This window comes from Albidovulum litorale (assembly GCF_025751495.1).
Classification (GTDB): Bacteria; Pseudomonadota; Alphaproteobacteria; order Rhodobacterales; family Rhodobacteraceae; genus Albidovulum; species Albidovulum litorale.
Genome location: NZ_JAOWKZ010000002.1, coordinates 696,561 through 719,337 on the forward strand (window position 1 = coordinate 696,561; position 22,777 = coordinate 719,337).

The following is a 22,777-nucleotide window of genomic DNA, read 5'->3' on the forward strand; positions in this document are numbered from 1 at the left end:
TTCACTCCCTTGTTTTCATGACCGCGACGAGGTCGAGCCGGTCGATGCGCCGACGCACGATCAGCGCCGAGGCCAAAGCGGTCAAAAGTACGATAAGGCTTGCGCGGGCGAAGGTGGCAGGACTGATCACAAGGGGGATTTCATAAAGGTCACTGTTGACCCCTTGCGTAAACGCCCAGGCAATGCCGAATCCGACGAGCCAGCCGAAGGGCTGGGCCAGAACCGCAAGCAGCATCGTCTCGCCCACCAGAATAAACGACACCTCACCACGCGAAAATCCGAGGATCCGAAGGCTCGCCAGTTCCCGGGCGCGCTCCGACAGCTGGATGCGGGCGCTGTTGTAGGTGACGCCCACGGTGATCAGCACGGCAATGACGACATAGACCGTCGCAGTGATGTTGATGTTCTGCTGGATCGTATCTTCGAACGACCGACGCATATCCGTCAGCATCGCGGTTCCAGCGAGTACCGGCATCTGGCTGAGCGCTTTGTGGAAGGCCAGCTTTTCATCCTCGTTCAACGTCAGATTGGCGACGGATATCTGCGGCGCTTGTCGGCGAAGCGCGTTCAACATCTCAAAATCAGCATAGGCAGAGAGACCGATATATTGTGAGATCGTACCTGTGATCGGCAGCGTCACCGTCTCGCGCCGACCAGAGAGGAATTCAACCTCCACATCATCACCGACCTTCAGGGCCAGCTGTTCCGCAAGCCGTTCGGATAGGACCAGCCCACCTGGCGGCGCAGCCATGACCCGGCCCGATCCGCCGATGACGCGCGATAGGTCAGCATCGGGACGACGCGCTTCCAGTGCAGTGTGCTTCTCCAGATGGCCATTACGCAGCAGCACGGATTCGCTGAGCTGCCCTTCAATCTGCATCGCACCGGGCAGTGCTTTGAGATTGTCGAGCGCAGCTTCCGGTAAGTTCTCTGCAAAGATCAGCACCGCATCCTGCCGGTTGGCGAGGTTGAAGGTGGTGTCCAGCATCTTGTTGAGCGCATCGTCAAAGAAACTGGCCGCCCCGAGAACAGCAACCGCCATCGACAGACCCAGCGCGTTCGACGCCGCACGTATCGGCCATCGGGTAATGGAACGGATGATCATCATCATCGGCTGCGAAAGCTTCAGCCGCGCCAGCGTCCGGTCAATGATCCCGCGCCGGAAACGAGGCGGGGCGGGGGGCTGCATCGCCACGGCGGGCGGCAAGCGCGCCGCCCTGAGCGCTACTCGCAACGCTCCGAATGCCGCCGAAGCCAACCCGATCAGGCCCGAGACTGCGTAGACCGACCATGAACCGCGAAAGATCAGATAGGGGAAGTTGAAGAACTTGGCGTAGAGCGTCGCCAATCCATGGGCCAGCCAAGCGCCAAAGGCCCAGCCGACAAGAATGCCGACCACTGCCGTCAACACCGCGAGCATCTGGTAATGCATCGCGATTGCGGTGTTGGAGTATCCAAGCGCCTTGAGAAGCCCGATTTCCGACCGCTCAAGCGCCACGATCCTGCCCAGCACCATGTTTACGAGGAACGCCGCGACGCCGAAGAAGATCGGCGGCAGGACAATTGTCATGGTCCAGAGCTGATCCAGTTCCGATGAGACGAAACTGTCCGATATCTGGCGGTCGCGGCCATAAGCGCCGGTCGTCCCATAGCGTTCAAGAATAGCATCCAGCTGGTCGATGACCTCGTCCTCGCGCGCACCGGCATAAAGACCGATGGTCAGGCTGTTGAACGCCCCCGTCATGTCAAAGGCTGCCTGAACCGCACGTTCTGGCATCCAGATGACTGCGAACCCCTCCTTGTCGGGCATAAGCGCACCGGGGCCGAGCGCATAGATGAACTCGGGTGACAGCAGGGTGCCGGTGATCGTCAGTTCCCGCCGTGTGCCGTTGATGTTGGCGAAGAAACTGTCCCCCGCTTGGTAGCCATTGGCGATGGCAAAGGGTTCGTTGACAGCGACTTCAGCATCGGAATCCGGATCAGGCAGGCGGCCCGAGCGCAGGATCGGTACGTTCAGAAACGTCTCGCCTGATATGGGCAGCGAAATGATCTGGCCAACGGCCGTTTCTTCCCGTCCCGGCAGATCGAGGGTGACCAGTCCCTCGGTCCGCGCCTCGGCGCTGCGGATACCGGGAATGGCGGCAATCTCGGGGAGAAGCGATATCGGCGCGCGCCGGGCGGGCGCCCAGATATCGGCAAAGCGGTTACGTTCATAATACGCATCGCGGCTGTCGCCCATCGCCTGATACATGCCAAACGACATCAGAAGGGCCGCAACGCCGCAGGCAAGTACAAGCGCAATCGCCAGCGCCTGTGCCCAGAGGCGGACGAAGTCGCGCAGGAGTTTCCGGTCGAGCGCGTGCATCACCATTCGATCTCCGACGGGGCGATCCGGGTTTCGTTCACCTCGACCGAACCAATGCGACCGTCCTGAAACCGCAGCACGCGATGCGCCATCTTCCGGATCATCGCATTATGCGTAATGACGATCGTGGCAGTGCCAAGCTGTTCATTGACCGTTTTCAACGCTTCCAGAACCTGAACCCCGGTCTTGCTGTCCAAGGCGCCGGTCGGCTCATCACAAAGCAGAACCTCGGGCCGCTTGGCAATGGCGCGGGCGATGGCCACACGCTGCTGCTCACCCCCTGACAGTTCGGCCGGGAAATGGTCAAGCCGGGGCTCGAGTCCCACCAGAGACAACGCCTCGGCGGGCGTCATCGGATCGCGTGAGACATCCGTCACAAGCTGCACGTTTTCGCGCGCGGTCAGCGAGGCGACAAGATTGTAGAACTGAAAGACGAACCCGACATGATCGCGCCGATACGCGGTCAACTGGCGGTCACCCATTCCGGTAAGCTCGGTATCGCGGAACCAGACCTGGCCACCCGTAACCTGATCGAGCCCGCCGAGAATGTTCAGAAGCGTGGATTTCCCAGAACCGGACGGCCCAAGGAGCACCGCGATCTCATGCGGAAACAGTTCAAGGTCGACGCCGTCCAGCGCCCGGACCTTAACCTTGCCGGTATCGTAGACCTTCGTCACACCGGACAGCTTGAATACAGGTTGCTCCATCTGCGCGCCTTTCGCCCGCACTTGAAGGCACTTCGTTGTGATCCGCCTTGATGTCGCTCAATATCCGGCGGGGCACGGCATGTCGTTCTTAGGATTACATTCCGCTATCGTTGCGTGTTCGAATATTCGCCGGATGCGAATCTGAAGCTATTGCTTCAGATCCTCGCGACGGAACGCGCCCTGCACAATGCGGTCGATAACCATAGCGCAGAATAGGATCGCGAAGCCGCCCAGAAGGCCAGGCCCCTTGGCGGCATATTGCAGCGCCTCAAGGATGACCTTGCCAAGGCCGCCGCCGCCGATCAGCGAGATGATGACGACCATCGACAGGCACATCAGGATCGTCTGGTTGACGCCCGCCATGATCGACGGCAGCGCCAGCGGCACCTCGACATCCTTCAGCAGCTGGAAGCGCGAGGCACCGAACGCGGTTGCGGCCTCCTTGATGCTTTCGGGCACGCCGCGCATGCCAAGGGCGGTCAGGCGGATCACCGGCGGCATGCCGAAGATGATCGTGGCGAGAATGCCCGGCGGGTTGCCGGTGCCGAAGAAGGCGATGATCGGGATCAGGTAGACGAAGGCGGGCAGCGTCTGCATCAGGTCCAGAACCGGCTCTGCCGCCTTGTAGGCGCGCTGCGACTTGCCAAACCAGATGCCGAGGGGGATGCCGAAGACGACGCAGATCACCACGGCGGCGCCGACGAGCGCCACGGTTTCCATCGCCACCTCCCAGTAGCCCAGCATCGCGATATAGGCGAGCGATGCGGCGGTGAAGATCGCCACGCGCGGTCCCGCCGCGCGCCAGGCGGTAACGCAGATAACCAGCATGACGACTGGCCAGGGCGTGCCCGACAAGGCCACGGTGAGCGTCGTCAGGACCGATCGAACCCCCGCCGTCACCCCGTCAAACACATCCGCCCCGGCGCGGGCTGTTTCGTCGATCCGCGCCTCAAGCCAGCTGGCGATGGTTGAGAAAAGCGTGGCATTGCCCTCACCGAGAAACACTTGCGAGACTTCCTTTTCGGGGAAGACGTTCAGCAGTTCCGACGGGCTGGCCACGGTGAACTTGTAGATCGTCAGGGGCGCGATGGCGGCGACAAGGAAGAGGCCGAGCATGATATTCGCGGTCTTGCGCCCGCTTTCGACGGAGCCGGGCGTGATGCGCCAGCGGGAATATTGCCGCTCATAGACCGAATTGCCGAAGAAACCCTGCGCCAGCTTGACGGCCAGAAGCACGGCCAGACCGGTCAGAAGGATGCCGAAAGCCTCGGACGAGGCTGCCTGTCCTTGCGCGAGGCTATCCTCGGCGGCCTTGGTGAGGTTGGCCGCCAGTTTCTCAAACCGCGCCGGGTCCTCGCCCGCCGCCTTCGCCGCCTCGGCCCTTTGCAGGAACTCGGCCGCGCGGACGAACTGGGTTTCGGCGCGGTCGAGAAATGCCGCGCCGGGATTGCCCCAGAGCCCCCGGCCAAGCTGGACCCAGGCGATCATCTCAAGGATCAGGAAGCCCCAGAACATGCCCCAGATGCCACGCGCGGCGGCCCAGAGGGGGCCAAGAAGCGCGGCCCAGATGTTGAACGTGGGCGGCATCCAGCCGGTGGCGTTGTGGATCTTGTGGAAGGCCGTGACGTAGCTGGCGCCGTTCGGTCCGACGAATTGCCGGATCGAGGCGTCGAGCGCATCGTGGTCGACATCGATGTCGGAGGCAGCCGTGACTTTCAGTTCCGTCGTTGAATCAGTCATTCTTGCCCCCCTGAATGCCGCGCAAGAGCCGCGCCTTGTCGACGACGCCGACATCCTTGCCATTCTCCGTGATGATCACAGGCGAATAGGTGTCGACCGAAAGGTCGATCAACTGGTCGAGATCGGCGTTTTCATCGGCGCGCGGAGAATCCTCCAGCGACCGCTCATCTGTCGCCCGGAACTTCTCGATCGGCTCCATGATCGAGTGCGCCTTTACGAGTTTCAGCTTGGAGATGCCCTGCACAAATTCGCGCACGTAATCGTCTGCGGGTTTCATCACGATCTCTTCCGGCGTGCCGATCTGAACGATGACGCCGTCCTTCATGATCGCGATGCGGTGGCCAATGCGGATCGCCTCATCCAGATCGTGGGTGATGAACAGCGTTGTTTTCTGAAGCTGGGCCACCAGTGCCTTGAACTGGTCCTGCAACTGCAGCCGGATCAGCGGATCGAGCGCCGAGAAGGGTTCGTCCATCAGAAGGATTTCCGGGTCGGAGGCCAGCGCGCGGGCAATGCCCACCCGCTGCTGCATGCCGCCCGACAGTTCCTTGGGCAGACGGTCCTCATAGCCGGTGAGGTTCACCAGCCCCAGCGCATGGTCCGAGATCGCCCAGCGGCGCGATTTCGCGACTTTGCGGATTTCGAGGGGATAGGCGACATTGTCCCGGACCGAGCGATGCGGCAGCAACGCCATGTGCTGAAAGACCATGCCGATCTGCTTGGCCCGCACCTCGCGCAACTCGCGTTCGTTCAGGCTGGAGATGTCACGGCCCAGGATTTCGATCTGACCGGAGGTCGGCGCGATCAGCCGGTTGACATGGCGCACCAGCGTCGACTTGCCCGATCCGGAGAGGCCCATGATGCAGAAGATCTCTCCGCGCGGCACTTCGAAGCTGGCATCCTGAACGCCGACAACGCATTGGAACCGCTTCAGCACTTCGGGCTTGCCCAGCCCTTCTGCCTTGATCGCCTGCATCGCCTCGGCGGCGCGTGTCCCGAAGACTTTCCAGACATTTGAAAGCCTGACGACTGGTTCGGCCATATCATCCCCCCGGGAGTTCAACGGCCGCCGGTCAGAACCGGCGGCCGGTCTTGGTGTGGTTGATGCAAGGGATCAGTTGGCGAGCCAGCCGATCACACGATCCTCATTCGCCGCGACCCAGTCCTTGGCGTAGTCGGCCGGTTCTTTCTTGTCGATGACAAGAGCAAAGGTCATGTCGCTGACCTCTTCCGTCGTCCAGGCCGCATTGGCGAAGAGGGTCGCGACGTCCGGGTGGGTCTCTTCCAGCGCCTTCTGATAGTGGATGTGCAGATAGGCGCTGTCCCAGGCGCTGGCGGCCGTGGAATTCTCCAGCCAGTTCGGATCGTCGGTCGGCTGTTTCACGTCCCAGTTCGACGGGTCGTGCGGCGGCTCTTCCAGAACCTGAAGCTCATGCAGCGCGAAGACGTAATGCGGCGTGTAGCAGAAGCCGACCCAGGGCTTGCCTGCGTCGATTGCGGTATCCAGCGCGGCATAGGCCAGTGTCTCGTCGCTTTGCGTCAGTTCCATGGTCTGGTCGTAGCCGTAAGACTTGGCACGAACCTGCTCGACATTCGTCGATGCCCAGCCCGGCGCGCCGATCCAGACTTCGCCCTGTCCATTGCCGTCACTGTCAAACAACACCGCAATCTCGGGCTTGGTCAGATCGTCGATGGAGCGAATTTCATGAGCATCGGCCGTTGCCTTGTCGACGCACATCCCCTGAAACGCCTCGACCCCGTTCGGGTTCATCGCGACGGTGCCCTTTTCGGTCACATAGGTATCGTGAAGGTTCTGCTGGTTCGGCAACCAGACCTCGGGATGGGCTTGCATGGAGCCACTGTCCATCGCCTCGAAGACGATCGGGTTTGTGCCGTTCTGCAGTTCGACCTCAAGTCCGAGATTGTCCTCGATAATAACCTTGAGAATGTTCGCCTCGGCGCTGACCGAGGGCCAGTTCGGAACGCCGATCACGATATCGGCGGCCATGGCGGTGGAGCCGAGCATGAACGCGGACCCCAGAACGGTGCCGCCCAAAAGTTTGATATGGTTCATTTTATTGTTCCCTCTCGCTGTTGTTTCCGTGCCGGTCGCTGACCGGATGGTAGAAAGGATGAGCCTTCGAAGCCAGTTTTTCTGGGGTTTTTCCCCGACACCCAGACCGTGCGGACGCACTGCCAATGGCCGGAATGGCGATGCCTTCCAGCCGCTTGAAAAGTCCCTGCCCCCAATCAGGTCATATCGGCGCGGTATCGTGCAGACGCCGTCGCGCAGCTTCCTTCCTGTCACGAGGGTGAGTATTGCGGGCCTCGAAACATCTGCAAAACGATTATTTTCGAATAGAAAAATCGAAATTCCCGATATGGATATTCGGAAGGTACGGGTTGAGCCTATTCCCCCAGGTCGCGGACAAGCCCCGGCAACCAGTCCCATCCCGTTGCTGCGTGGTCATTCACGACAAGGTAGGTATTGCGCGTGAATACAGGTGCCTCGCTGATTTCGAATATGGCGCCCGACGCAAGATGCGGCGCGGCCAGACGGTCGGGCAGATAGGCCGAGCCGCCATTGGCCAAGAGGAAATCGAGCGCCCAGATCGCGCTGTCGAAACTGACGCGGGAGATCCCCGCATTGGCGTAGGCAGCGGCATGCTGATCGCGGAACTCCTCGCCCAGGTCGACATAGATGTAGTCGGGCGTGAATCGGATCGGATTGTCAGGTCGCGTGGCGTAAAGGACCAGCCGTTCGGGCTTCAGCGCATGGATGGTGCGATTGCCGTGGACCGAGGGCCGGTAGGTCATCGCGACATCGACAAGGCCCGAGCCAAGCTGTCGTTCCAGCGCCTCATGCTCGCCCTGGCTTGCCGCCAGAGCCATGGTCGGGCTGAGCCGGTTCACCGCTTCGAAGAACGCCCGCCCCGGACCGGGCCAGAGATCGACATGGCAGCCGAAATTGCAGACCGACGTGACCCCTTCCGGCAACGAGGTTTCCTGCCGTGCCTGCCGCCAGAGCCCGGTCATCACCTCGGCATAGCGCAGGAGCTTGGTTCCGGCGGGTGTCAATGTGGCGCCGGATTTCTGACGGTTGAGCAGGGTCTGGCCAAGGGTTTCTTCAAGCCCGCGCAGCCGCGCCGTCACGGTGGATTGGGTCACGTTGAGCTTTTCGGAGGCCCGGACAAGCGAGCCGGTCTCGACGATGGTCAGAAAGGTCTGAAGCGTCACGATGTTCATTCTCGACCCCGATAGTTCGAATAATTTGCATTTATGCTGTCAAACAATTCGTTTTTCAAATGCATTCGACTCTGGCAGTTTTTTCCTGCGACAGAGACGAACGGGAAACGAGCCATGCCTGCCTGCCAGTTGAGTGCCGGAACTGACGTGCCACGCGATGCCTTCGTTCGGGCCATGCGGATGGTTGCAAGCAGCGTGACTGTGGTCACCACTGACGGCCCCAGCGGGCGGCACGGTGCGACGGTCAGCGCCTTCACCTCTGTCTCGGCCGATCCGCCGACGATCCTTGTCTGCCTGCGCGCCGACAGCCGGATCGCGCAGGCAGTTGAAGGAAACGGCCAGCTTTGCGTGAACGTCCTGCCATCCGAAAGCCGCGCCATCGCCGACCGCTTTGCGGGCAAGGATGACGCTTGGCTGGATGACCGGTTTTCCGGCATCGACTGCTTCGGCCGCCCCGGCGCCGCACCGCAGATCGACGGGGCCACGATCTTCGCCGGAAGCGTCGAACAATCGCTCCTGTCCGGCAGCCACCGCATCTTTATCATCCGCATCGCCACCGTGCGCGAGGGGATGGATCAGCCGCTGACCTATCTCGACGGGGCATATCACCGCGTCGTCCGCGACGCCGCACCGGTGCGCATTTCCTGAGAAAGAGCCTTCATGAGCGATATCAAGACCTACCAGATGCTGATCGACGGAGAATGGGTCGCGGCATCGGACGGAAAGACTTTCGACAGCGTCAATCCCGCCACGGGCGCTGTCTGGGCGCGCATCCCCGAGGCGACGGCTGACGACGTCAACCGGGCTGTCGCTGCGGCGGATCGCGTTTTTTCCACCGGTCCGTGGAAGGCGATGACGCCAACCCAGCGCGGCCATTGCCTGCGCCGTCTGGGCGACCTCCTGGCCGAGAGGTCCGAGGAGCTGGGCCGGATCGAAAGCATCGACACCGGCAAGATGTTCAAGGAAACCCGCTGGCAGGCGAAATACATCTCGGAATTCTTTCACTTCTATGCAGGTGCCGCCGACAAGATCCATGGCGAGACGCTGCCGATCGACAAGCCCGACATGTTCGTCTTCACCAAGCGCGAGCCCCTGGGTGTCATCGCCGCCGTGGTCCCGTGGAATTCGCAGCTGTTCCTGTCAGCGGTAAAGATCGGCCCGGCTTTGGCCGCAGGCAATACCGTGGTTCTGAAAGCGTCCGAATTCGCCTCGGCCGCAATGCTGGAATTCGGGAAACTCATCGAGCAGGCGGGCATCCCGCCCGGCGTCGTCAACATCATCACCGGGCACGGCGATCCCTGCGGCCGGGTGCTGACCTCGCATCCCAAAGTGGCGCGCATCTCCTTCACCGGCGGCCCGAATGCGGCGCGGCTGATCCTGAACAACTCCACCAACAACTTCGCCGAGGTGTCGCTGGAACTGGGCGGCAAGTCGCCCTTCATCGTCTTTGACGACGCCGATATCGACAGTGCCGTGAACGGGGCCGTCTCGGGCATCTTCGGCGCGGCCGGGCAAAGCTGCGTCGCGGGCTCGCGGCTTCTGTTGCATGACGCCATCGCCGACGAATTCCTCGCCCGCATGGCCGAGATCGCAGGCACGATCCGCATCGGCGACCCTCTGGCCGAGGAAACCGAGATGGGACCGATCTGCACCGAGGGGCAGCTGGAAAACATCGAACGCGAGGTTGCCCATGCCCAGACCGAGGGCGGGCGGCTTGTCTGCGGTGGCCACCGTGTCGCCGATCTGCCGGGCCGCTTCTACGCGCCCACCATCATCGACTGCCCGAACCCCGACCTGCGCATCGTCGATACCGAGCTTTTTGGCCCCGTCTTGTCGGTCCTGCGCTTCAAGGATGAGGCGGATGCCATACGGCTGGCTAACCACACCGAACACGGGCTGGCTGCCGGTATCTTCACCCGCAACGGCGCCCGTGCCCACCGGATGGTCGACGCGGTCAAGGCGGGCATCGTCTGGGTCAACACCTACCGCGCGGTGTCGCCCATCGCCGAATTCGGCGGCATGAAGAATTCCGGCTACGGCCGCGAAAGCGGGTTTCAGGCGGTCTATGACTATACACGGCCAAAGACCGTCTGGATGAACACCTCGGACACCCCCCTTGGCAGCCAGTTCGTGGCGCGCTGAGCTAATTCAACGGAGAGAAAGATGAAATTCCAACTCGCCATCAACATGGAGCGGATCGACGACAGCCTCGACATGAAGGATGTCGCCCGCCACACGCTGGAAATGGTCCAGATGGCCGACCGCGCGGGGTTCGAGATCGCCTGGGCGGCCGAGCACCATGCGATGGAGATGACCATCGCGCCGAACCCGTTCCAGCTGCTGACATGGTGGGGCGACCATACGACCCGCATCCGGCTTGGCACCGCCGTTGCCGTCGCCCCCTACTGGACCCCGATCCGGCTGGCGGGAGAGGCCGCGATGACCGACCTTCTGACCGGCGGGCGTCTGGAGTTTGGCATCGGTTCGGGCGCCTATCAGCGGGAATTCGACCGCATGCATCCGGGTCTCAAGCAATCCGACGCCTGGCGTTACATGCATGAGATGCTGCCGACGGTGAAGGCGCTCTGGGCCGGGGACTACGAGCACAACGGCGAGTTCTGGCAGTTCCCGAAATCAACCTCGGTGCCGAAGCCGGTGCAGAAACAGGTGCCGATCTGGGTGGCCGCCCGCGCCCCAATCACCTTCGACTACGCGGTCGAGCATGGCTACAACATCATGTCCTGGCCGCTGACCCGCCCCATGTCCGAGGTCGACCTCTATCTTGAACGCCTGAACGACGCACTGGCAAAGCATCCCGGCAAGAAGCGCCCCGAGATCGCGATGATGCGCCATACCGCGCTGGTGGACCGCGCCGACCAGATCGGGGTGCCGATCGCGGCGGCCAAGCGGCAATTGTCGCAGTTCGAAAACCTCTTCAAGAATCTCGGCGACGTGAAGAACGGCTTTGCCAGGCAGATCCCGCTGGAAGATCTCGAAAACCGCGCCGAATACGATCCCCAGATGCTGTCCGACAACCTGATGTTCGGCACGCCCGACCAGATCATCAAGCGGCTGAAGGGCTATGAGGAACGCGGCGTGGACAGCTTCATCTATTACGCCAGCCTCGGCCTCGGCCATGTCGAGCAGAAACGCTCGATGGAATTGTTCTGCAACGAGGTCATCCCCGCCTTTGCCAAAGTCAAAGAAGACGCCTGAAAGGACACGCCGAATGCCCGCCGAAATCCGACGGACGATCCTCAATATCCAGACCACCCATATCGAAGGCGGCAAGGGCGTGCCCGTGCCGACCAAGCTGATCGCGGCCATGGTCATCATCAAGAACCCGTGGCATGGGCGCGGCTGGGTCGAGGACCTGAGCCCGGAGGTGCGCGACCTTGGCCCCGAGATCGGCAAACTGCTGACCGGCATGATCCTTGATGTCACCGGCGACCGGCTGGAAGGCTACGGCAAGGCGTCGGTCGTGGGCATGGGTGGCGAGATCGAGCATGCACAGGCGCTGACCCATTCGCTGTGGTTCGGCAACCAGTTCCGCGATGCGGTGAAGGCCAAGACCTACCTCGCCTTTACAAATACGCGGGGTGCTGCGGGTACATCGCTGATGATCCCCCTGATGGACAAGGACGATGGCGGGCGGCGGTCACATTACCAGACGATCCATCTTTCCGTGCAGGATGCCCCGGCAGAGGATGAGATCATCGTGGCGCTTGGTGCCTCCATCGGCGGCCACCCCCTGCACCGGATCGGCGACCGCTATCAGGACCTGAAAGAGATGGGCCGCGATGTCGACAACCCGGCGGGTGTCTGAGGCATGATGGCCGGAGGCACCGCCTATGACCTGACAGGACCGGCCGATGCGCCGGTCCTTGTCCTGATCCACGGGCTTGGCCTCAGCCGTGCGACATGGGCGGATGTCGCGCCTGTTCTGGCGCGCGACTACCGGGTGCTGACCTATGATCTGTGCGGCCATGGCGAAAGTGCCCTGCCGGAACAGATCCCGAGCCTCACGGTACTCTCCGACCAGCTGCGCGACCTGATGGATGCGCTTTCCATTCGCCGCGCCACGCTGATCGGCTTTTCACTCGGCGGCATGATCAACCGCCGCTTCGCGATGGATCACCCGGACCGCTGCGACGCGCTGATCATCCTGAATTCACCGCATGAACGCTCGCCCGAAGCACAACGGCTGGTCGAGGAGCGTGCGGCAGCGACCGGGGCGGGCGGCCCTGCGGCGACCATCACCGAAACGCTGAAACGCTGGTTTACGCCGGGCTTTCGCGAAAGCAATACCAAAACGGTGGACTGGGTCCGTGAGACGGTTCTTGCCAATCACCCGGACAACTACACCAGGCACCGGCAGGTACTGGCCTCGGGCGTCGTGGAACTGGTTCGCCCTGCCCCGCCGATCCCGCACCCTTCGCTGGTGATGACCTGCGAGAATGATACGGGCAGCACCCCGGCGATGTCCCATGGCATCGCCGCTGAAATCCCCGGCGCAGAAACGATCATCGTCCCGCGCCTGCAACATCTCGGCCTGCTGGAAGAGCCGCAGCTTTTCCTGAACCCGATCCTTAGGTTTCTTGGCCGTATCCACGGAAAGGACTGAACCATGACAAAGCTGACAGGCGGACAGGCAGCGGTCGAGGCGCTGAAGGCAGAGAAGGTGGGGCATGTCTTCGGGCTGATCGGTTCGGCGACGATGGAGATGTTCGACGCACTTTACGATGCCTCCGAGATCAGCCTGATCGGTGTGCATGACGAACGCACCGGCACCCATATGGCTGACGGCTATGCAAGGATGAGCGGCCGGGCGGGCGTGGTGCTGGCGGGCCAGAACGGTCCCGGCGCCACCAACCTTGTCACCGGGCTCGGGCAGGCCAAGGCCGCCTATTCGCCGGTCGTCTCCATCGCCGGGTCGCTCGCCTCATCGCATGTCTACCGCGATGCCTTTCAGGAGGTTGACCAGCAGGCGCTCTTCACGCCGATCACCAAGAAAACCTGGACGGCCACGAGCGCCGACCGCGTGCCGGAAATGGTGCGCGAGGCGTTCCGCGTGGCAATGACCCCGCGTCGCGGCCCGGTGCAACTGAACCTGCCGCGCGACGTTTTGTCGGCACAGGCGGAGTTCGACAGCTTCCAGACGCCCGAAACCTATCGCAGCCAATCCGTGCCCGCCGCGCCCGCCGAGGCCATCGCGCAGGCGGCAAAGATGCTGGCGGGCGCGTCCCGTCCTGTGATCATCGCGGGCGGCGGCATCAAGAATACCGGCGGCCAGGTTCAGGCGCTGGCTTTGGCCGAGGCGCTGAACGCCCCCGTCGTCACCTCCCCCGGTCATGGCGATGCGATCCCCTTCGGCCATCCCCTGAATGCGGGCCAGATGGGCCCGCGCGGCAATATCGTCGCCTCGCGTCTGGTGCGCGAGGCCGATGTGATCCTGGCACTCGGCACGCGGATCGGCTTCAACGCCACCTTCTACAGCTATGACAACATCAACCGCGACGCTGCGATCATCCATGTGGAACTCGAACCGACCGCCATCGGCCGCTACTTCCCGGTGGCGCTTGGCATCTGGGCCGATGCGCCGACGGCCGCCACGCAACTGACCGAGGCCATCGGGCGGATCAGGGACCGCGCCAGCGCCGACAAATGGACGCAAGCCTACAAGGCCGAGCGTCAGGCCTTTCTCGCCAAGCGCGATGCCGACGCGCAGGTCGATGCGATGCCGATCCATCCATCAGGCCTCTTCAAGACGCTACGCGACGTGCTGCCCAAGGACGCGGCAGTCACGATGGATGCAGGGACACTCTGCCTTCAGGCCACCGACGCGCTGAACTACTGGACACCGAAAAGCCTGTTCACGCCCCTCGACTTCGGTCTTGTCGGTTTTTCCTTCGCCTGTGGCCTCGGGATCAAGCTGGCCGCGCCCGACCGGCCCGTGATCAGCCTGATGGGCGATGGCGGTTTCGGCATGACCGTGTCGGAACTGTCGACCGCCGTGGATCACGGCATTAACACGGTCACGGTGGTGATGAACAACGGCTGCTGGGGCGCCGAGAAGGCCTATCAGCGCGACTTCTTCGGCGGGCGCTATATCGGGGCGGACATCTCCAGCCCGCCCTTCGACAAGCTGGCGGAGCTTTACGGCGCCAAGGGCTACCGCGCCGATACGCTGAAAGGCATGGCCGAGGCGATCGAGGCGGCTTTGACCTGCAGCAAGCCCGCCGTCATCGACGTGGCCGTGGACCCGGCGGCGCTTTACAGCTTCCGCCGCGACAGTTTCAAGCACAGGGGGGGCTGAGATGGCCGACAAGAAGTATCCCGCGACCGAGGCGCAGCGCGCCACCGGCGACTGGAACCCGATGTGGGACACATTGGCCGAGATGGACCCGGACTATCTGGAAACCTTCCTCGCCTTCCGCGCCGTGCCGCAGACCAAGGGGCCACTCCCGCAGAAATACAAGGAACTGATCTTCATCGCGATCAACGTCGCCACGACCCATCTCTGGCCCTCGGGCGTGCGGCGACACATCCAGAACGCGCTGAAGGCCGGGGCGACCAAGGAGGAAATTCTTGAGGTCATGCAGTTGACTTCGATCATGGGCATCCATTCCATGGCGCTCGGCGTGCCGATCCTGATGGAGGAGGTGGAGCGCCACGACAAGGATTAGGGAGGGGCAGATGGCCGAGGAACACGACCGTTCGATGATGGAAAACCTCTACTGGTGGGGCATCCCCACCCTGTTCCGCTGCCCGAACGAACCGCCCGAAGGCGCCGATATCGCCCTTGTCGGTGTGCCCCATTCCACCGGCAACGGTACGACCGAACGCGACCAGCATCTGGGACCGCGCGCCTTGCGCCATGTCTCGGCCGTGCAACGCCGGGTTCATGGTGAGTTCCGGATCAACCCGTGGGAGGCGGCGAAGATCGTCGATGTGGGCGACGTGCCCTTCCCCCGCGCCAATGACAACGAAGACTGCATCCAGCAGATCACCGATTTCTACACACGCATCGACGCGGCGGGCGCGCGGCCCGTCTCGGTCGGCGGCGATCATTCGATCACCGGCGGCATTGTTCAGGCGCTTGGGCGTGGCAAGATCGCGGGCGGCGAACCCGTCAGCTTCCTCCATCTCGACGCCCATACCGACGTCTTTACCAAGGTCGACCATTTCCTTGGCGCGGAGAAATCGGCCGCCCATTGGGGCGCGTACCTCGCCGATCAGGGGCAGGTCGATCCGACGAGGTCCATGCAGATCGGGCTTCGGGGCCATCCCCGCACGCTCGACTGGCTGCAGCCATCCTACGATTACGGCTACAATGTCGTGACGATGAAAGAGTTCCGCCAACGCGGGCTGGCCGATGTCATCGCCCAGATCAAGGAGGTGCTGGCGGGCCGTCCGGTCTATATCACCTTCGACCTCGACTGCCTCGACCCGACCATCGCGCCCGGTGTGTCCAATCTGGAACCTGGCGCGAAAGGCTTTGATATCGACGAGGCGGTGGGCCTATTGCGCGCGGCGCGGGGCATGAACATCGTTGGCGGCGATGTGGTCTGCATGATGCCCACGAAGGACAGCCCCAACAATACCACCGCGCTTTCGGCCGGGGCTGTGATGTTCGAGATAATCTCCTTGATCGCCGAAAACCGGACCGGCCCTGCCTGATGCGTTACCGTGCGCATTTGGTGAGACTCACAATCAGGTGTCGAGCAGAATGTTGAACTCGCCCCGAATTCGCGCCTCGGCGTCATGTGACAGGTAGTCCGGCCTGTGGGTGTCGAGGATATTGCGCGCCGCCTTGCGTGCCCGCACCCAGGCATCGCTCTGGCCCTTTTCGGCCCAGGTGACGGGCGCGTCGCGGTCGGCATAACGCGGATAAAAGTAATCGCGCTGCATGGCGGCGATCGTGTGCGCGCCGCCAAGGAAATGCCCCGCCCCGGTGACCGCTTCACAGATCGCGTCGAAGCCGAGTGTTTCCTCGTTGACCTCGACACCCCTTAGGGTGCGGTAGATCATCGAATGCATCTCGTCATCCAGAATGAACGCCTCGAACGACGCGCCCAGAAGCGAGGCCATCATGCCCGAGCTCTCATAGATGAGGTTGCCGCCCGCCAGCCCGGCGGCGAGCGACGACATTGCCTTTTCTACCCCATATTGCGCGTCGATAGCCTTGGCATCTGTCATGGAAGACGCGACACCCGACGGCAGACCGAGCCAGTTCGATATCTGCGCCGAGGCCGCGTTCATCACCGAAATCTCGCCACCGCCGCCGCAGAACGCTCCGGTTCGCAGGTCGATGACCAAGGGCCAATTGGAAAAGACCATCGGATAACCGGGCTGGATCACGTTCACCATGATCAGGCTCGCCAGCGTTTCGGCCAGCGATTGGGCGAGGAAGCCCGCAAGCGTCGCCGGTGCCGTAGCCCCCGATTGCGCTGCCGTGATGCAGGAAATCGGCAACCCATGCTCCATGCAGGCCAGAGTCACTTCCACCGCGTCCTCGCCGAACCGCATGGGTGAGATGACCGGGCTGATATGGGCCTTGAGAAAAGGAGTCCTTCGGAAATCTCCCTCCTTTCCGAGTGCCATATCGACCATCCGCAGGATCGGCGCCACATGTTCGGCCAGCGTGAACGAGGTCGCGACTGGCTTCGTTGTGCCTTTCAAAAGCGCGAATACCGTATTCACGTCCAGATCGAACGGGTCGGCCATGTCCGTCGCGACGCAGCAGCGGGTGAACCAACTCACATTCGTCAACGTGTCCTGCAAGCGGGTAAAGTCGTAAAGGTCGCGCAATGTGGAGGGGCGATAGTGCCCGGTATCTAGATCAAGCGTCTGGACCGCCGCTCCGCCAGTGCCGAAATGCACCCGCTCTCCGCCGACATGAATCGATCGGGCGGGATCGCGGCCATGAAAGGTAAACTCCTTAGCCGCGACACGGATCGCACATTCCACCATCCCGCGCGGGAAAAGAATGCGGTTGCCCGATCGCTCTGCGCCATGATCCAGGAACCTCCGGGCAAGGATTGGCGGAACCTCGCCCATGCCGAGTTCGGCCAAAAGACGTATCGCAGTCTCATAGATCGCGATGATCTCGGGCTCGCTCAAGGGTTTGTAGACCCCGCCGAGCTGGCCCGGTGGGCAGGGATTGACCTCGGGCGGCGCCGCGCGCTTCGCAACCCGTTCTGCACGGCCCCCAGCCCGTCTGCCCGACATCCCCGTCATCGCTCGCTCCATGTGCAATGCGTTCAGTTACGCGCGGAGGAACGCGGCCTGACAAGCCCGGAGTTCCAGTTTCAAGATTTCTACGAATTGCGAAGGAAATTCGAAACTTGTCGTCACGCCGTTGACCGGATGGCGGGCCCTGCCGCAACTCATTTGAAAGTACAACTGCCCGGAGTTCCGCAGATGAAGACCCAGACCCGCGTTGTCGTGATCGGCGGCGGTATCGCCGGATGCTCGACGCTTTACCACCTGACTAAGGAAGGCTGGACCGATGTCGTGCTGGTGGAGCGCAATGAACTGACCTCAGGCACCACTTGGCATTCCGCCGCGCAGGTCACGAATTTCGGCATGAACCAGACCATGGTCGGTCTGAAAAGCCATTCGATCCGGCTTTACAAGGAACTAGCCGAAGACCCCGAATACCCGATCAACTACCACCACGGCGATGGCGGCATCCGGCTGGCCAATACCGAGCGGGTGATGGAGGGCTATCGCCATTTCGCCTCGATGGCGAAGGGAATGGGCGTCAATTTCGAGGTGATCGACGCGGCCGAATGTGCACGGCGCCATCCGCTGATCTCAACCGACAACCTCATCGGCGGGCTTTGGGACCCGCTCGACGGCGATATCGACCCCGCCCAGCTTTGCCAGGCGCTCGCCCGCCGCGCCCGCAAGGCCGGGGCCGAGGTCTATCGTAATACTCCCGTCACCGGGCTCACGCAGCACAAGGACGATAGCTGGACGGTCCATACTGAAAATGGCGACATCCATTGCGAGATCGTCGTCAATGCCTGTGGCTACCGAGTGAATGAGGTCGGTGCGATGATGGGCGTCCACCATCCCGTCGCCTCGATGGAACACCAGTATTTCCTGACCGAGGAGATTCCCGCGATCCGCGAGGCAGGCCACCGCATGCCGCTGCTGCGCTGCCCGATCAGCGATTATTACTGTCGGCAGGAAAAGAACGGCCTTCTGGTCGGGTTCTACGAACAGGGTTGCAAGACCTGGGGCATGGACGGGATCGACCCGAATTTCGTCAACGCGCTCTGCCCCGACGACCTCGACCGCGTGACCGATGTTCTGGAAGGCGCCTTTGCCCGGATGCCAGCGCTGATGGAGGTGGGCATCCATACCGTCGTCAACGGACCGATTACATACACGATCGACGGCGCGCCGCTGGTCGGCCCCATCCCCGGCAAACGCAACGCCTTCTGCATCATCGGTCTGCGCGCAGGTCTCGGCGAAGGGGGCGGCCATGGCTGGCTTCTGGCGCAGCAGATCGTTCATGGCGAGGCCTGCTACGATACCTGGTGCCTCGATCCCCGCCGCTTCACCGGCCATGCCAATGTCGAACTGACCGCGCTGAAGGCCATCGAGGATTACCAGAACGAATTCCGCTTCCACTTCCCGCATGAACACCGCCCGGCCGGTCGTCCGATGAAGACAACCCCGCTGACCCCGATTCTCGCCGCCGAGGGGGCGGAGTTCGGCACGGTCAACGGTTGGGAGCGGATGGCCTATATCAAACCCTCCGCCGATTTCCACGAAACCCACTCCTTCCGCTTCACCGAAGCCTTCGATGTGGTGGCCAAGGAGATCAAATCACTGCAAGCGAGCGTCGGACTTACCGAGGTGAACGGCTTCAACCGGATCGAGATCACCGGTACGGATGCGCGTGACTGGCTCGACACGATGTTCTGCGGGCAGGTGACGAAAAAGCCGGGCCGCGTCGGTCTCGGCTACCTCCTCAATCACCATGGCTGCGTGAAGGGCGAGGCGACGCTTGCCAATCTCGACGCGGAAACCATCTGGTACGGCTCGGCGGCGGCGTCGGAATGGCATGACATGGACTGGCTCCGGGCGCATTTGCCGAAAGGCAAAGACATTCAACTCCGTTCGCTGACCAACGACTATACCATCTTGGTCCTTGCCGGACCGAAATCGCGCGATGTGCTTGCGGCGGCATCGCGCGGTGACTGGTCGGCGGCGGGGTTCCCCTGGCTCGCGGTTCGCCGAGCATTCGTCGGCATCGCGCCGGCCGTGGTAATGGCCGTCAGTTTCTCGGGCGAACTCGCCTATGAAATTCATGTACCCAATGCCTTGCTCTATTCCGCCTATCTCGCGCTCAGGAAGGTGGGCGAGGCGCATGGGCTCACGCTCTTTGGCTCCCAAGCCGTTGAGTCCATGCGCCTCGAAAAAGGTTATCTGCACTGGAAGGCCGACCTCATTACCGAATTTGACCCGTTCGAGACCGGCCTTCATCGCTTCGTCGATCTATCCAAACCCGATTTCATCGGCAAAGCGGCGCTTGGGCGGCGAAAGGCAGAGGGCACGCGCCGCCAGCTCGTGTCGCTGGTGCTCGACTGCACCCACGCGCCAGCGCATGGCGGAGACAGCGTGGTGATGGAAGGCAGCGTCGTTGGCACTGTCACTTCGGCAGGATGGGGGCATAGGGTAGGGCGCAACATCGCCTATGCGTTCGTTGATCCCGGATTTGCGGCAGAGGGAACAAGCCTGACCGTAGAGGTCATCGGGGAACCGGTACCCGCAGTCGTCATCGACGCCGCACTCTATGATCCGCAGAATCTTCTTGTCCGCGCGTGAGTCCGCATCTGTGAAGGGGTCGCCTCCGTCAAAACCCTAACATAGCGACGCCGGAAAAGACGACGAAAACGCTGAACCACTGCCCGGTTGTCATCCGCTCATGTAAAATGGCATGCGCGAGGATCACCGTGACAACGCCGAAGATGGATGTCACCACGGCGGCATATTCAGGGTTGGGAAGGGAACCCGCGATGGTCACGAGAGACAGCGCCGTCGCGTCTAAAAGACCCATCGCACCCAGAACCGGCAACTGTCCGGTTTCCGGCGCAACGGGTCCGCGATGCACGGTCAACAGGAATGCAACGACCCCAGCAATCGCAGCCGCCCGGATCACCATGATCGCGGGCCAGTCCGCGCTGCCGCTTGCCGCCGACTGAGCCAGCGCAAAGGCGGCCGCGAATGCAATCCCGGATATCGCCGCGCTGACTGCAGCCCGCCGACGTTGCCCGGTCCGGTCACCCGCACCGGAAAGCCGGGCGACCAGCCCGACCCCCGTCACGATGACCGCAACGGCCAACCAGTCGGAAACCGGAACAGCCTTGCCCGTCAGCCACGCCAGCGCGACCGTTATCACGGGATAGGCTCCGATAATCGGGGCGACGAGCCGCACCGGCCCCTCGGCAAAGGCCCGATAGAGGCAGTAGGAGCCAAGCGCATAGGCCAGGCCGGACCCCATCGCGGCGGAGAACTCGGACATGGCCAAGCCTGACCATCCACCCGATACGACAGCAATCGGCAAGGTAACCGCTGTGCCGACAGAGAGCACGATAAGCAAAGCGGAAGGAATGATCAGCCCGCCGCCGAGAAAGCGGACGAGAAAATCATGCACACCCCAAGCAAGTGCGGCAATGAGTCCAAGCGCAAGACTGACCAAAGACATCTCCCATGGGGTAGAACTAGTGGCATCCTACAGAACTTTCTGGTATTCTTAAAAGGAAAAGTATTGTCCCATAAGGAATATGATTCCCGCAGGAGAAGCTGAATGGCGCAGGCCATGATCGACTATATCGGAGGCGAGGATGCCCTGCGCAAACTTGTCGAGGATTTCTACGATATCGTTGAGTATTCCGACGATGGCGTCCGGCTTCGAACCCTGCATATCCGGGGGCACGGGCTGGATCATGCGCGGGTGGAGCAGTTCAATTTCCTCAGCGGGTTTCTCGGCGGACGGCGTTACTATGAGGAAAAGCACGGCCATATGGATGTACGGCTGATGCACGCCCATGTGCCGATCTCAATCGATACAGCGGAAGACTGGCTGAAATGCATGGATCAGGCGTTGGCGGATAACGGTCTGAAAGGGCCCGAAATCGACCGTCTGCGCGCGATACTGCGGCGCATCTGTATGATGCTCGTCAACGACCTGACCGATTGGGGCGTTCGTGCCAGTGCCTGACGCACTTTTCGGGCAGAAGTCTGCCCTGACGCATTTCTGGTTGTCCGGGCGGCTGAGTTCAGTCTCGGTATTATGCACATCGCCCAGATGACGGCACGCAGGCTATTTCGTGCATGACCACGGTGAAGTAAGCGTACGGCAACCGAATCCATCTGAGCGCAACAGAGCCCGTGACCGTCAGCCTCGCCTCTATCTTGCTTTATGCCGGCGCCGTGGGCCTTCTGTGGCTGACGCCGGGCCCTGTCTGGGTCGCGATCACCGCCCGCGCCCTTTCGGGTGGCTTTGCAAGCGCGTGGCCGTTGGCTATCGGAGTGACACTGGGCGATCTGATCTGGCCTTTGGTTGCAATTTTCGGACTGGCATGGATCGTCGACCAGTTCGACCACTTCATGACCGTCATGCGCTACATCGCGGTTTTAGTTTTCATCACCATGGGATGGCTTCTGGTCCATCAGGCCGGGGCACCGGTCTCCACCGACCGCAGTCTGACCCGGCCGGGACGATGGGCCGGGTTCATGGCGGGTGTCGCCGCGATCCTCGGCAACCCGAAGGCGGTGCTGTTTTACATGGGTGTGCTGCCGGGGTTCTTTGACCTGCGCCACGTCACCAGTGCTGATATCGCCGCAATCGTGATAGCCTCAATGCTGGTTCCGCTGGCCGGGAACCTGATGCTGGCGCTTCTGGTAGGCGAGGCCCGGAGCTTGCTGAAGTCACCAACGGCCCTCTGGCGGTTGAATGTGGGGGCAGGCGTAATGCTGATCGCGGTGGGTGTGGTGATTGGATTTCTGGACATCTGACTGGACATGCAAAACGTACTTGGGCACTCAAATGCGGTATCAAAAGGCAACCATGGACTTCGGAACCCGTGCCTTCAGGATTCGTTAGTCCATCGGGAGCGGAGGGCGAATGAATCTTATGGTGTTCCTGATTTTTATCACCGCATGCGCGGCGGCGGCGGCCACCGGCATGATATTTCAGCCTGGTACATGGTATGACGGCTTGACGAAACCCGACTGGACCCCGCCGCGCTGGGCGTTTCCGGTGGTCTGGACCACGCTCTATGTCCTCATCGCGATTGCGGCGACGCGCGTAGCAGGTCTGCCGGGTGCGGAAATCGCGCTGGCCCTCTGGGCGTTGCAAATCGCGCTCAATACACTCTGGACCCCCGTCTTTTTCGGAGGCCACCATATCCGATCCGGCCTGATCATTATCGGATTTCTTTGGCTTACGGTCGCCGCCATGATCCCGGCCTACTGGCGTCTGGACTGGATCGCTGGGCTGATAATTGTTCCCTACCTTGTGTGGTTGTCCTTGGCGACGGCGCTGAATTTCTGGATCTGGCGGAACAATCCGGTGGCAGCGTAGGGGCATCCTCTGTGACGGCGCGCATCAGCGCTTGCAGACTCGCCCACCTTCCCCTATATCGCTTTTCAACAGCGCGGCTGCGGGGTCCAAACTCACAGCCCACCGGGAAAGATC

Annotated in this window: 20 protein-coding genes; 12 read left to right on the plus strand and 8 right to left on the minus strand. The window is 62.1% G+C overall.

The features are described 5' to 3' along the window. Position 1: 1 nt before the first annotated feature. The 6 genes from OEZ71_RS09280 to OEZ71_RS09305 all read right to left on the minus strand — a co-directional run bounded on the left by OEZ71_RS09280 (position 2) and on the right by OEZ71_RS09305 (position 8,058). Positions 2–2,371: an ABC transporter permease gene (locus tag OEZ71_RS09280; RefSeq protein WP_263739667.1), complete on the minus strand. Its 2,370-nt coding sequence runs from the start codon at positions 2,369–2,371 to the stop codon at positions 2–4. Beyond that, the gene (locus tag OEZ71_RS09285; RefSeq protein WP_263739668.1) at positions 2,365–3,072 is read right to left on the minus strand and encodes an ABC transporter ATP-binding protein; all 708 of its coding nucleotides are present in this window, start codon (positions 3,070–3,072) and stop codon (positions 2,365–2,367) included. The genes OEZ71_RS09280 and OEZ71_RS09285 overlap by 7 nt, the downstream gene beginning before the upstream one ends. A 147-nt stretch (positions 3,073–3,219) precedes the next feature. Next, positions 3,220–4,812 (minus strand): ABC transporter permease, encoded by a 1,593-nt coding sequence (locus tag OEZ71_RS09290; RefSeq protein ID WP_263739669.1) that lies wholly within the window; start codon positions 4,810–4,812, stop codon positions 3,220–3,222. Further along, entirely contained in the window at positions 4,805–5,854 is a 1,050-nt protein-coding gene (locus OEZ71_RS09295; RefSeq protein ID WP_263739670.1) for a quaternary amine ABC transporter ATP-binding protein, read from the minus strand. The genes OEZ71_RS09290 and OEZ71_RS09295 overlap by 8 nt, the downstream gene beginning before the upstream one ends. A gap of 72 nt (positions 5,855–5,926) precedes the next feature. Continuing rightward, positions 5,927–6,886, minus strand: coding sequence for an ABC transporter substrate-binding protein (locus OEZ71_RS09300; protein ID WP_263739671.1), 960 nt, complete (start codon positions 6,884–6,886; stop codon positions 5,927–5,929). Positions 6,887–7,221: 335 nt separating this feature from the next. Then, the gene (locus OEZ71_RS09305; RefSeq protein ID WP_263739672.1) at positions 7,222–8,058 is read right to left on the minus strand and encodes a LysR family transcriptional regulator; all 837 of its coding nucleotides are present in this window, start codon (positions 8,056–8,058) and stop codon (positions 7,222–7,224) included. Positions 8,059–8,172: 114 nt separating this feature from the next. Between OEZ71_RS09305 and OEZ71_RS09310 the strand changes: the two genes are divergently transcribed. From OEZ71_RS09310 to OEZ71_RS09345, 8 genes are read left to right on the plus strand one after another with little or no spacing between them, the layout of a single operon-like run. Continuing rightward, a complete protein-coding gene (locus OEZ71_RS09310) occupies positions 8,173–8,706 on the plus strand; it encodes a flavin reductase family protein (RefSeq protein WP_263739673.1) in 534 nt (177 codons plus the stop codon). Between the two features lie 12 nt (positions 8,707–8,718). Next, positions 8,719–10,200, plus strand: coding sequence for an aldehyde dehydrogenase (locus tag OEZ71_RS09315; protein ID WP_263739674.1), 1,482 nt, complete (start codon positions 8,719–8,721; stop codon positions 10,198–10,200). 21 nt (positions 10,201–10,221) lie between these two features. Next, positions 10,222–11,274, plus strand: a complete 1,053-nt coding sequence (locus tag OEZ71_RS09320) for an LLM class flavin-dependent oxidoreductase (RefSeq protein WP_263739675.1) — start codon at positions 10,222–10,224, stop codon at positions 11,272–11,274. Positions 11,275–11,287: 13 nt separating this feature from the next. Then, positions 11,288–11,884 carry an amino acid synthesis family protein gene (locus OEZ71_RS09325; RefSeq protein ID WP_263739676.1) on the plus strand — a complete coding sequence of 199 codons (597 nt, stop codon included), beginning with the start codon at positions 11,288–11,290 and terminating at the stop codon, positions 11,882–11,884. A gap of 6 nt (positions 11,885–11,890) precedes the next feature. Then, positions 11,891–12,682 (plus strand): alpha/beta fold hydrolase, encoded by a 792-nt coding sequence (locus OEZ71_RS09330; RefSeq protein WP_263739677.1) that lies wholly within the window; start codon positions 11,891–11,893, stop codon positions 12,680–12,682. Between the two features lie 3 nt (positions 12,683–12,685). Further along, complete coding sequence (locus OEZ71_RS09335; protein WP_263739678.1) at positions 12,686–14,374, plus strand: thiamine pyrophosphate-binding protein; 1,689 nt, start codon at positions 12,686–12,688, stop codon at positions 14,372–14,374. A gap of 1 nt (position 14,375) precedes the next feature. Next, positions 14,376–14,744 carry a carboxymuconolactone decarboxylase family protein gene (locus tag OEZ71_RS09340; protein WP_263739679.1) on the plus strand — a complete coding sequence of 123 codons (369 nt, stop codon included), beginning with the start codon at positions 14,376–14,378 and terminating at the stop codon, positions 14,742–14,744. A 10-nt stretch (positions 14,745–14,754) separates the two neighbouring features. Beyond that, positions 14,755–15,738 (plus strand): arginase family protein, encoded by a 984-nt coding sequence (locus OEZ71_RS09345; protein ID WP_263739680.1) that lies wholly within the window; start codon positions 14,755–14,757, stop codon positions 15,736–15,738. Positions 15,739–15,771: 33 nt separating this feature from the next. On the opposite strand, the gene OEZ71_RS09350 is transcribed toward OEZ71_RS09345, so the two are convergent. Beyond that, entirely contained in the window at positions 15,772–17,298 is a 1,527-nt protein-coding gene (locus OEZ71_RS09350) for a trimethylamine methyltransferase family protein (RefSeq protein ID WP_412175615.1), read from the minus strand. 183 nt (positions 17,299–17,481) lie between these two features. Here OEZ71_RS09350 and OEZ71_RS09355 point away from each other — a divergent pair, with 183 nt between their 5' ends. Next, positions 17,482–19,902 carry a GcvT family protein gene (locus OEZ71_RS09355; protein WP_263739681.1) on the plus strand — a complete coding sequence of 807 codons (2,421 nt, stop codon included), beginning with the start codon at positions 17,482–17,484 and terminating at the stop codon, positions 19,900–19,902. A gap of 28 nt (positions 19,903–19,930) precedes the next feature. Here OEZ71_RS09355 and OEZ71_RS09360 read toward each other — a convergent pair whose 3' ends face one another. Further along, positions 19,931–20,782 (minus strand): EamA family transporter, encoded by an 852-nt coding sequence (locus OEZ71_RS09360; protein ID WP_263739682.1) that lies wholly within the window; start codon positions 20,780–20,782, stop codon positions 19,931–19,933. A gap of 102 nt (positions 20,783–20,884) precedes the next feature. Here OEZ71_RS09360 and OEZ71_RS09365 point away from each other — a divergent pair, with 102 nt between their 5' ends. The 3 genes from OEZ71_RS09365 (at position 20,885) to tspO (ending at position 22,663) form a co-directional block, all read left to right on the plus strand. Further along, on the plus strand, positions 20,885–21,298 hold the full coding sequence (locus OEZ71_RS09365; protein WP_263739683.1) for a group II truncated hemoglobin: 414 nt from the start codon (positions 20,885–20,887) through the stop codon (positions 21,296–21,298). A 170-nt stretch (positions 21,299–21,468) separates the two neighbouring features. Then, the gene (locus OEZ71_RS09370; RefSeq protein WP_263739684.1) at positions 21,469–22,095 is read left to right on the plus strand and encodes a LysE family translocator; all 627 of its coding nucleotides are present in this window, start codon (positions 21,469–21,471) and stop codon (positions 22,093–22,095) included. A 109-nt stretch (positions 22,096–22,204) separates the two neighbouring features. Further along, positions 22,205–22,663: a tryptophan-rich sensory protein TspO gene (tspO, locus tag OEZ71_RS09375; protein WP_263739685.1), complete on the plus strand. Its 459-nt coding sequence runs from the start codon at positions 22,205–22,207 to the stop codon at positions 22,661–22,663. Positions 22,664–22,777: the final 114 nt, after the last annotated feature.

Excerpts from the sequence above, each read along its gene's own strand:
- OEZ71_RS09280 (WP_263739667.1), bottom strand. The coding sequence starts at position 2,371 with ATGGTGATGCACGCGCTCGACCGGAAACTCCTGCGCGACTTCGTCCGC.
- OEZ71_RS09285 (WP_263739668.1), bottom strand. The coding sequence starts at position 3,072 with ATGGAGCAACCTGTATTCAAGCTGTCCGGTGTGACGAAGGTCTACGAT.
- OEZ71_RS09290 (WP_263739669.1), bottom strand. The coding sequence starts at position 4,812 with ATGACTGATTCAACGACGGAACTGAAAGTCACGGCTGCCTCCGACATC.
- OEZ71_RS09295 (WP_263739670.1), bottom strand. The coding sequence starts at position 5,854 with ATGGCCGAACCAGTCGTCAGGCTTTCAAATGTCTGGAAAGTCTTCGGG.
- OEZ71_RS09300 (WP_263739671.1), bottom strand. The coding sequence starts at position 6,886 with ATGAACCATATCAAACTTTTGGGCGGCACCGTTCTGGGGTCCGCGTTC.
- OEZ71_RS09305 (WP_263739672.1), bottom strand. The coding sequence starts at position 8,058 with ATGAACATCGTGACGCTTCAGACCTTTCTGACCATCGTCGAGACCGGC.
- OEZ71_RS09310 (WP_263739673.1), top strand. The coding sequence starts at position 8,173 with ATGCCTGCCTGCCAGTTGAGTGCCGGAACTGACGTGCCACGCGATGCC.
- OEZ71_RS09315 (WP_263739674.1), top strand. The coding sequence starts at position 8,719 with ATGAGCGATATCAAGACCTACCAGATGCTGATCGACGGAGAATGGGTC.
- OEZ71_RS09320 (WP_263739675.1), top strand. The coding sequence starts at position 10,222 with ATGAAATTCCAACTCGCCATCAACATGGAGCGGATCGACGACAGCCTC.
- OEZ71_RS09325 (WP_263739676.1), top strand. The coding sequence starts at position 11,288 with ATGCCCGCCGAAATCCGACGGACGATCCTCAATATCCAGACCACCCAT.
- OEZ71_RS09330 (WP_263739677.1), top strand. The coding sequence starts at position 11,891 with ATGGCCGGAGGCACCGCCTATGACCTGACAGGACCGGCCGATGCGCCG.
- OEZ71_RS09335 (WP_263739678.1), top strand. The coding sequence starts at position 12,686 with ATGACAAAGCTGACAGGCGGACAGGCAGCGGTCGAGGCGCTGAAGGCA.
- OEZ71_RS09340 (WP_263739679.1), top strand. The coding sequence starts at position 14,376 with ATGGCCGACAAGAAGTATCCCGCGACCGAGGCGCAGCGCGCCACCGGC.
- OEZ71_RS09345 (WP_263739680.1), top strand. The coding sequence starts at position 14,755 with ATGGCCGAGGAACACGACCGTTCGATGATGGAAAACCTCTACTGGTGG.
- OEZ71_RS09350 (WP_412175615.1), bottom strand. The coding sequence starts at position 17,298 with ATGACGGGGATGTCGGGCAGACGGGCTGGGGGCCGTGCAGAACGGGTT.
- OEZ71_RS09355 (WP_263739681.1), top strand. The coding sequence starts at position 17,482 with ATGAAGACCCAGACCCGCGTTGTCGTGATCGGCGGCGGTATCGCCGGA.
- OEZ71_RS09360 (WP_263739682.1), bottom strand. The coding sequence starts at position 20,782 with ATGTCTTTGGTCAGTCTTGCGCTTGGACTCATTGCCGCACTTGCTTGG.
- OEZ71_RS09365 (WP_263739683.1), top strand. The coding sequence starts at position 20,885 with ATGGCGCAGGCCATGATCGACTATATCGGAGGCGAGGATGCCCTGCGC.
- tspO (WP_263739685.1), top strand. The coding sequence starts at position 22,205 with ATGAATCTTATGGTGTTCCTGATTTTTATCACCGCATGCGCGGCGGCG.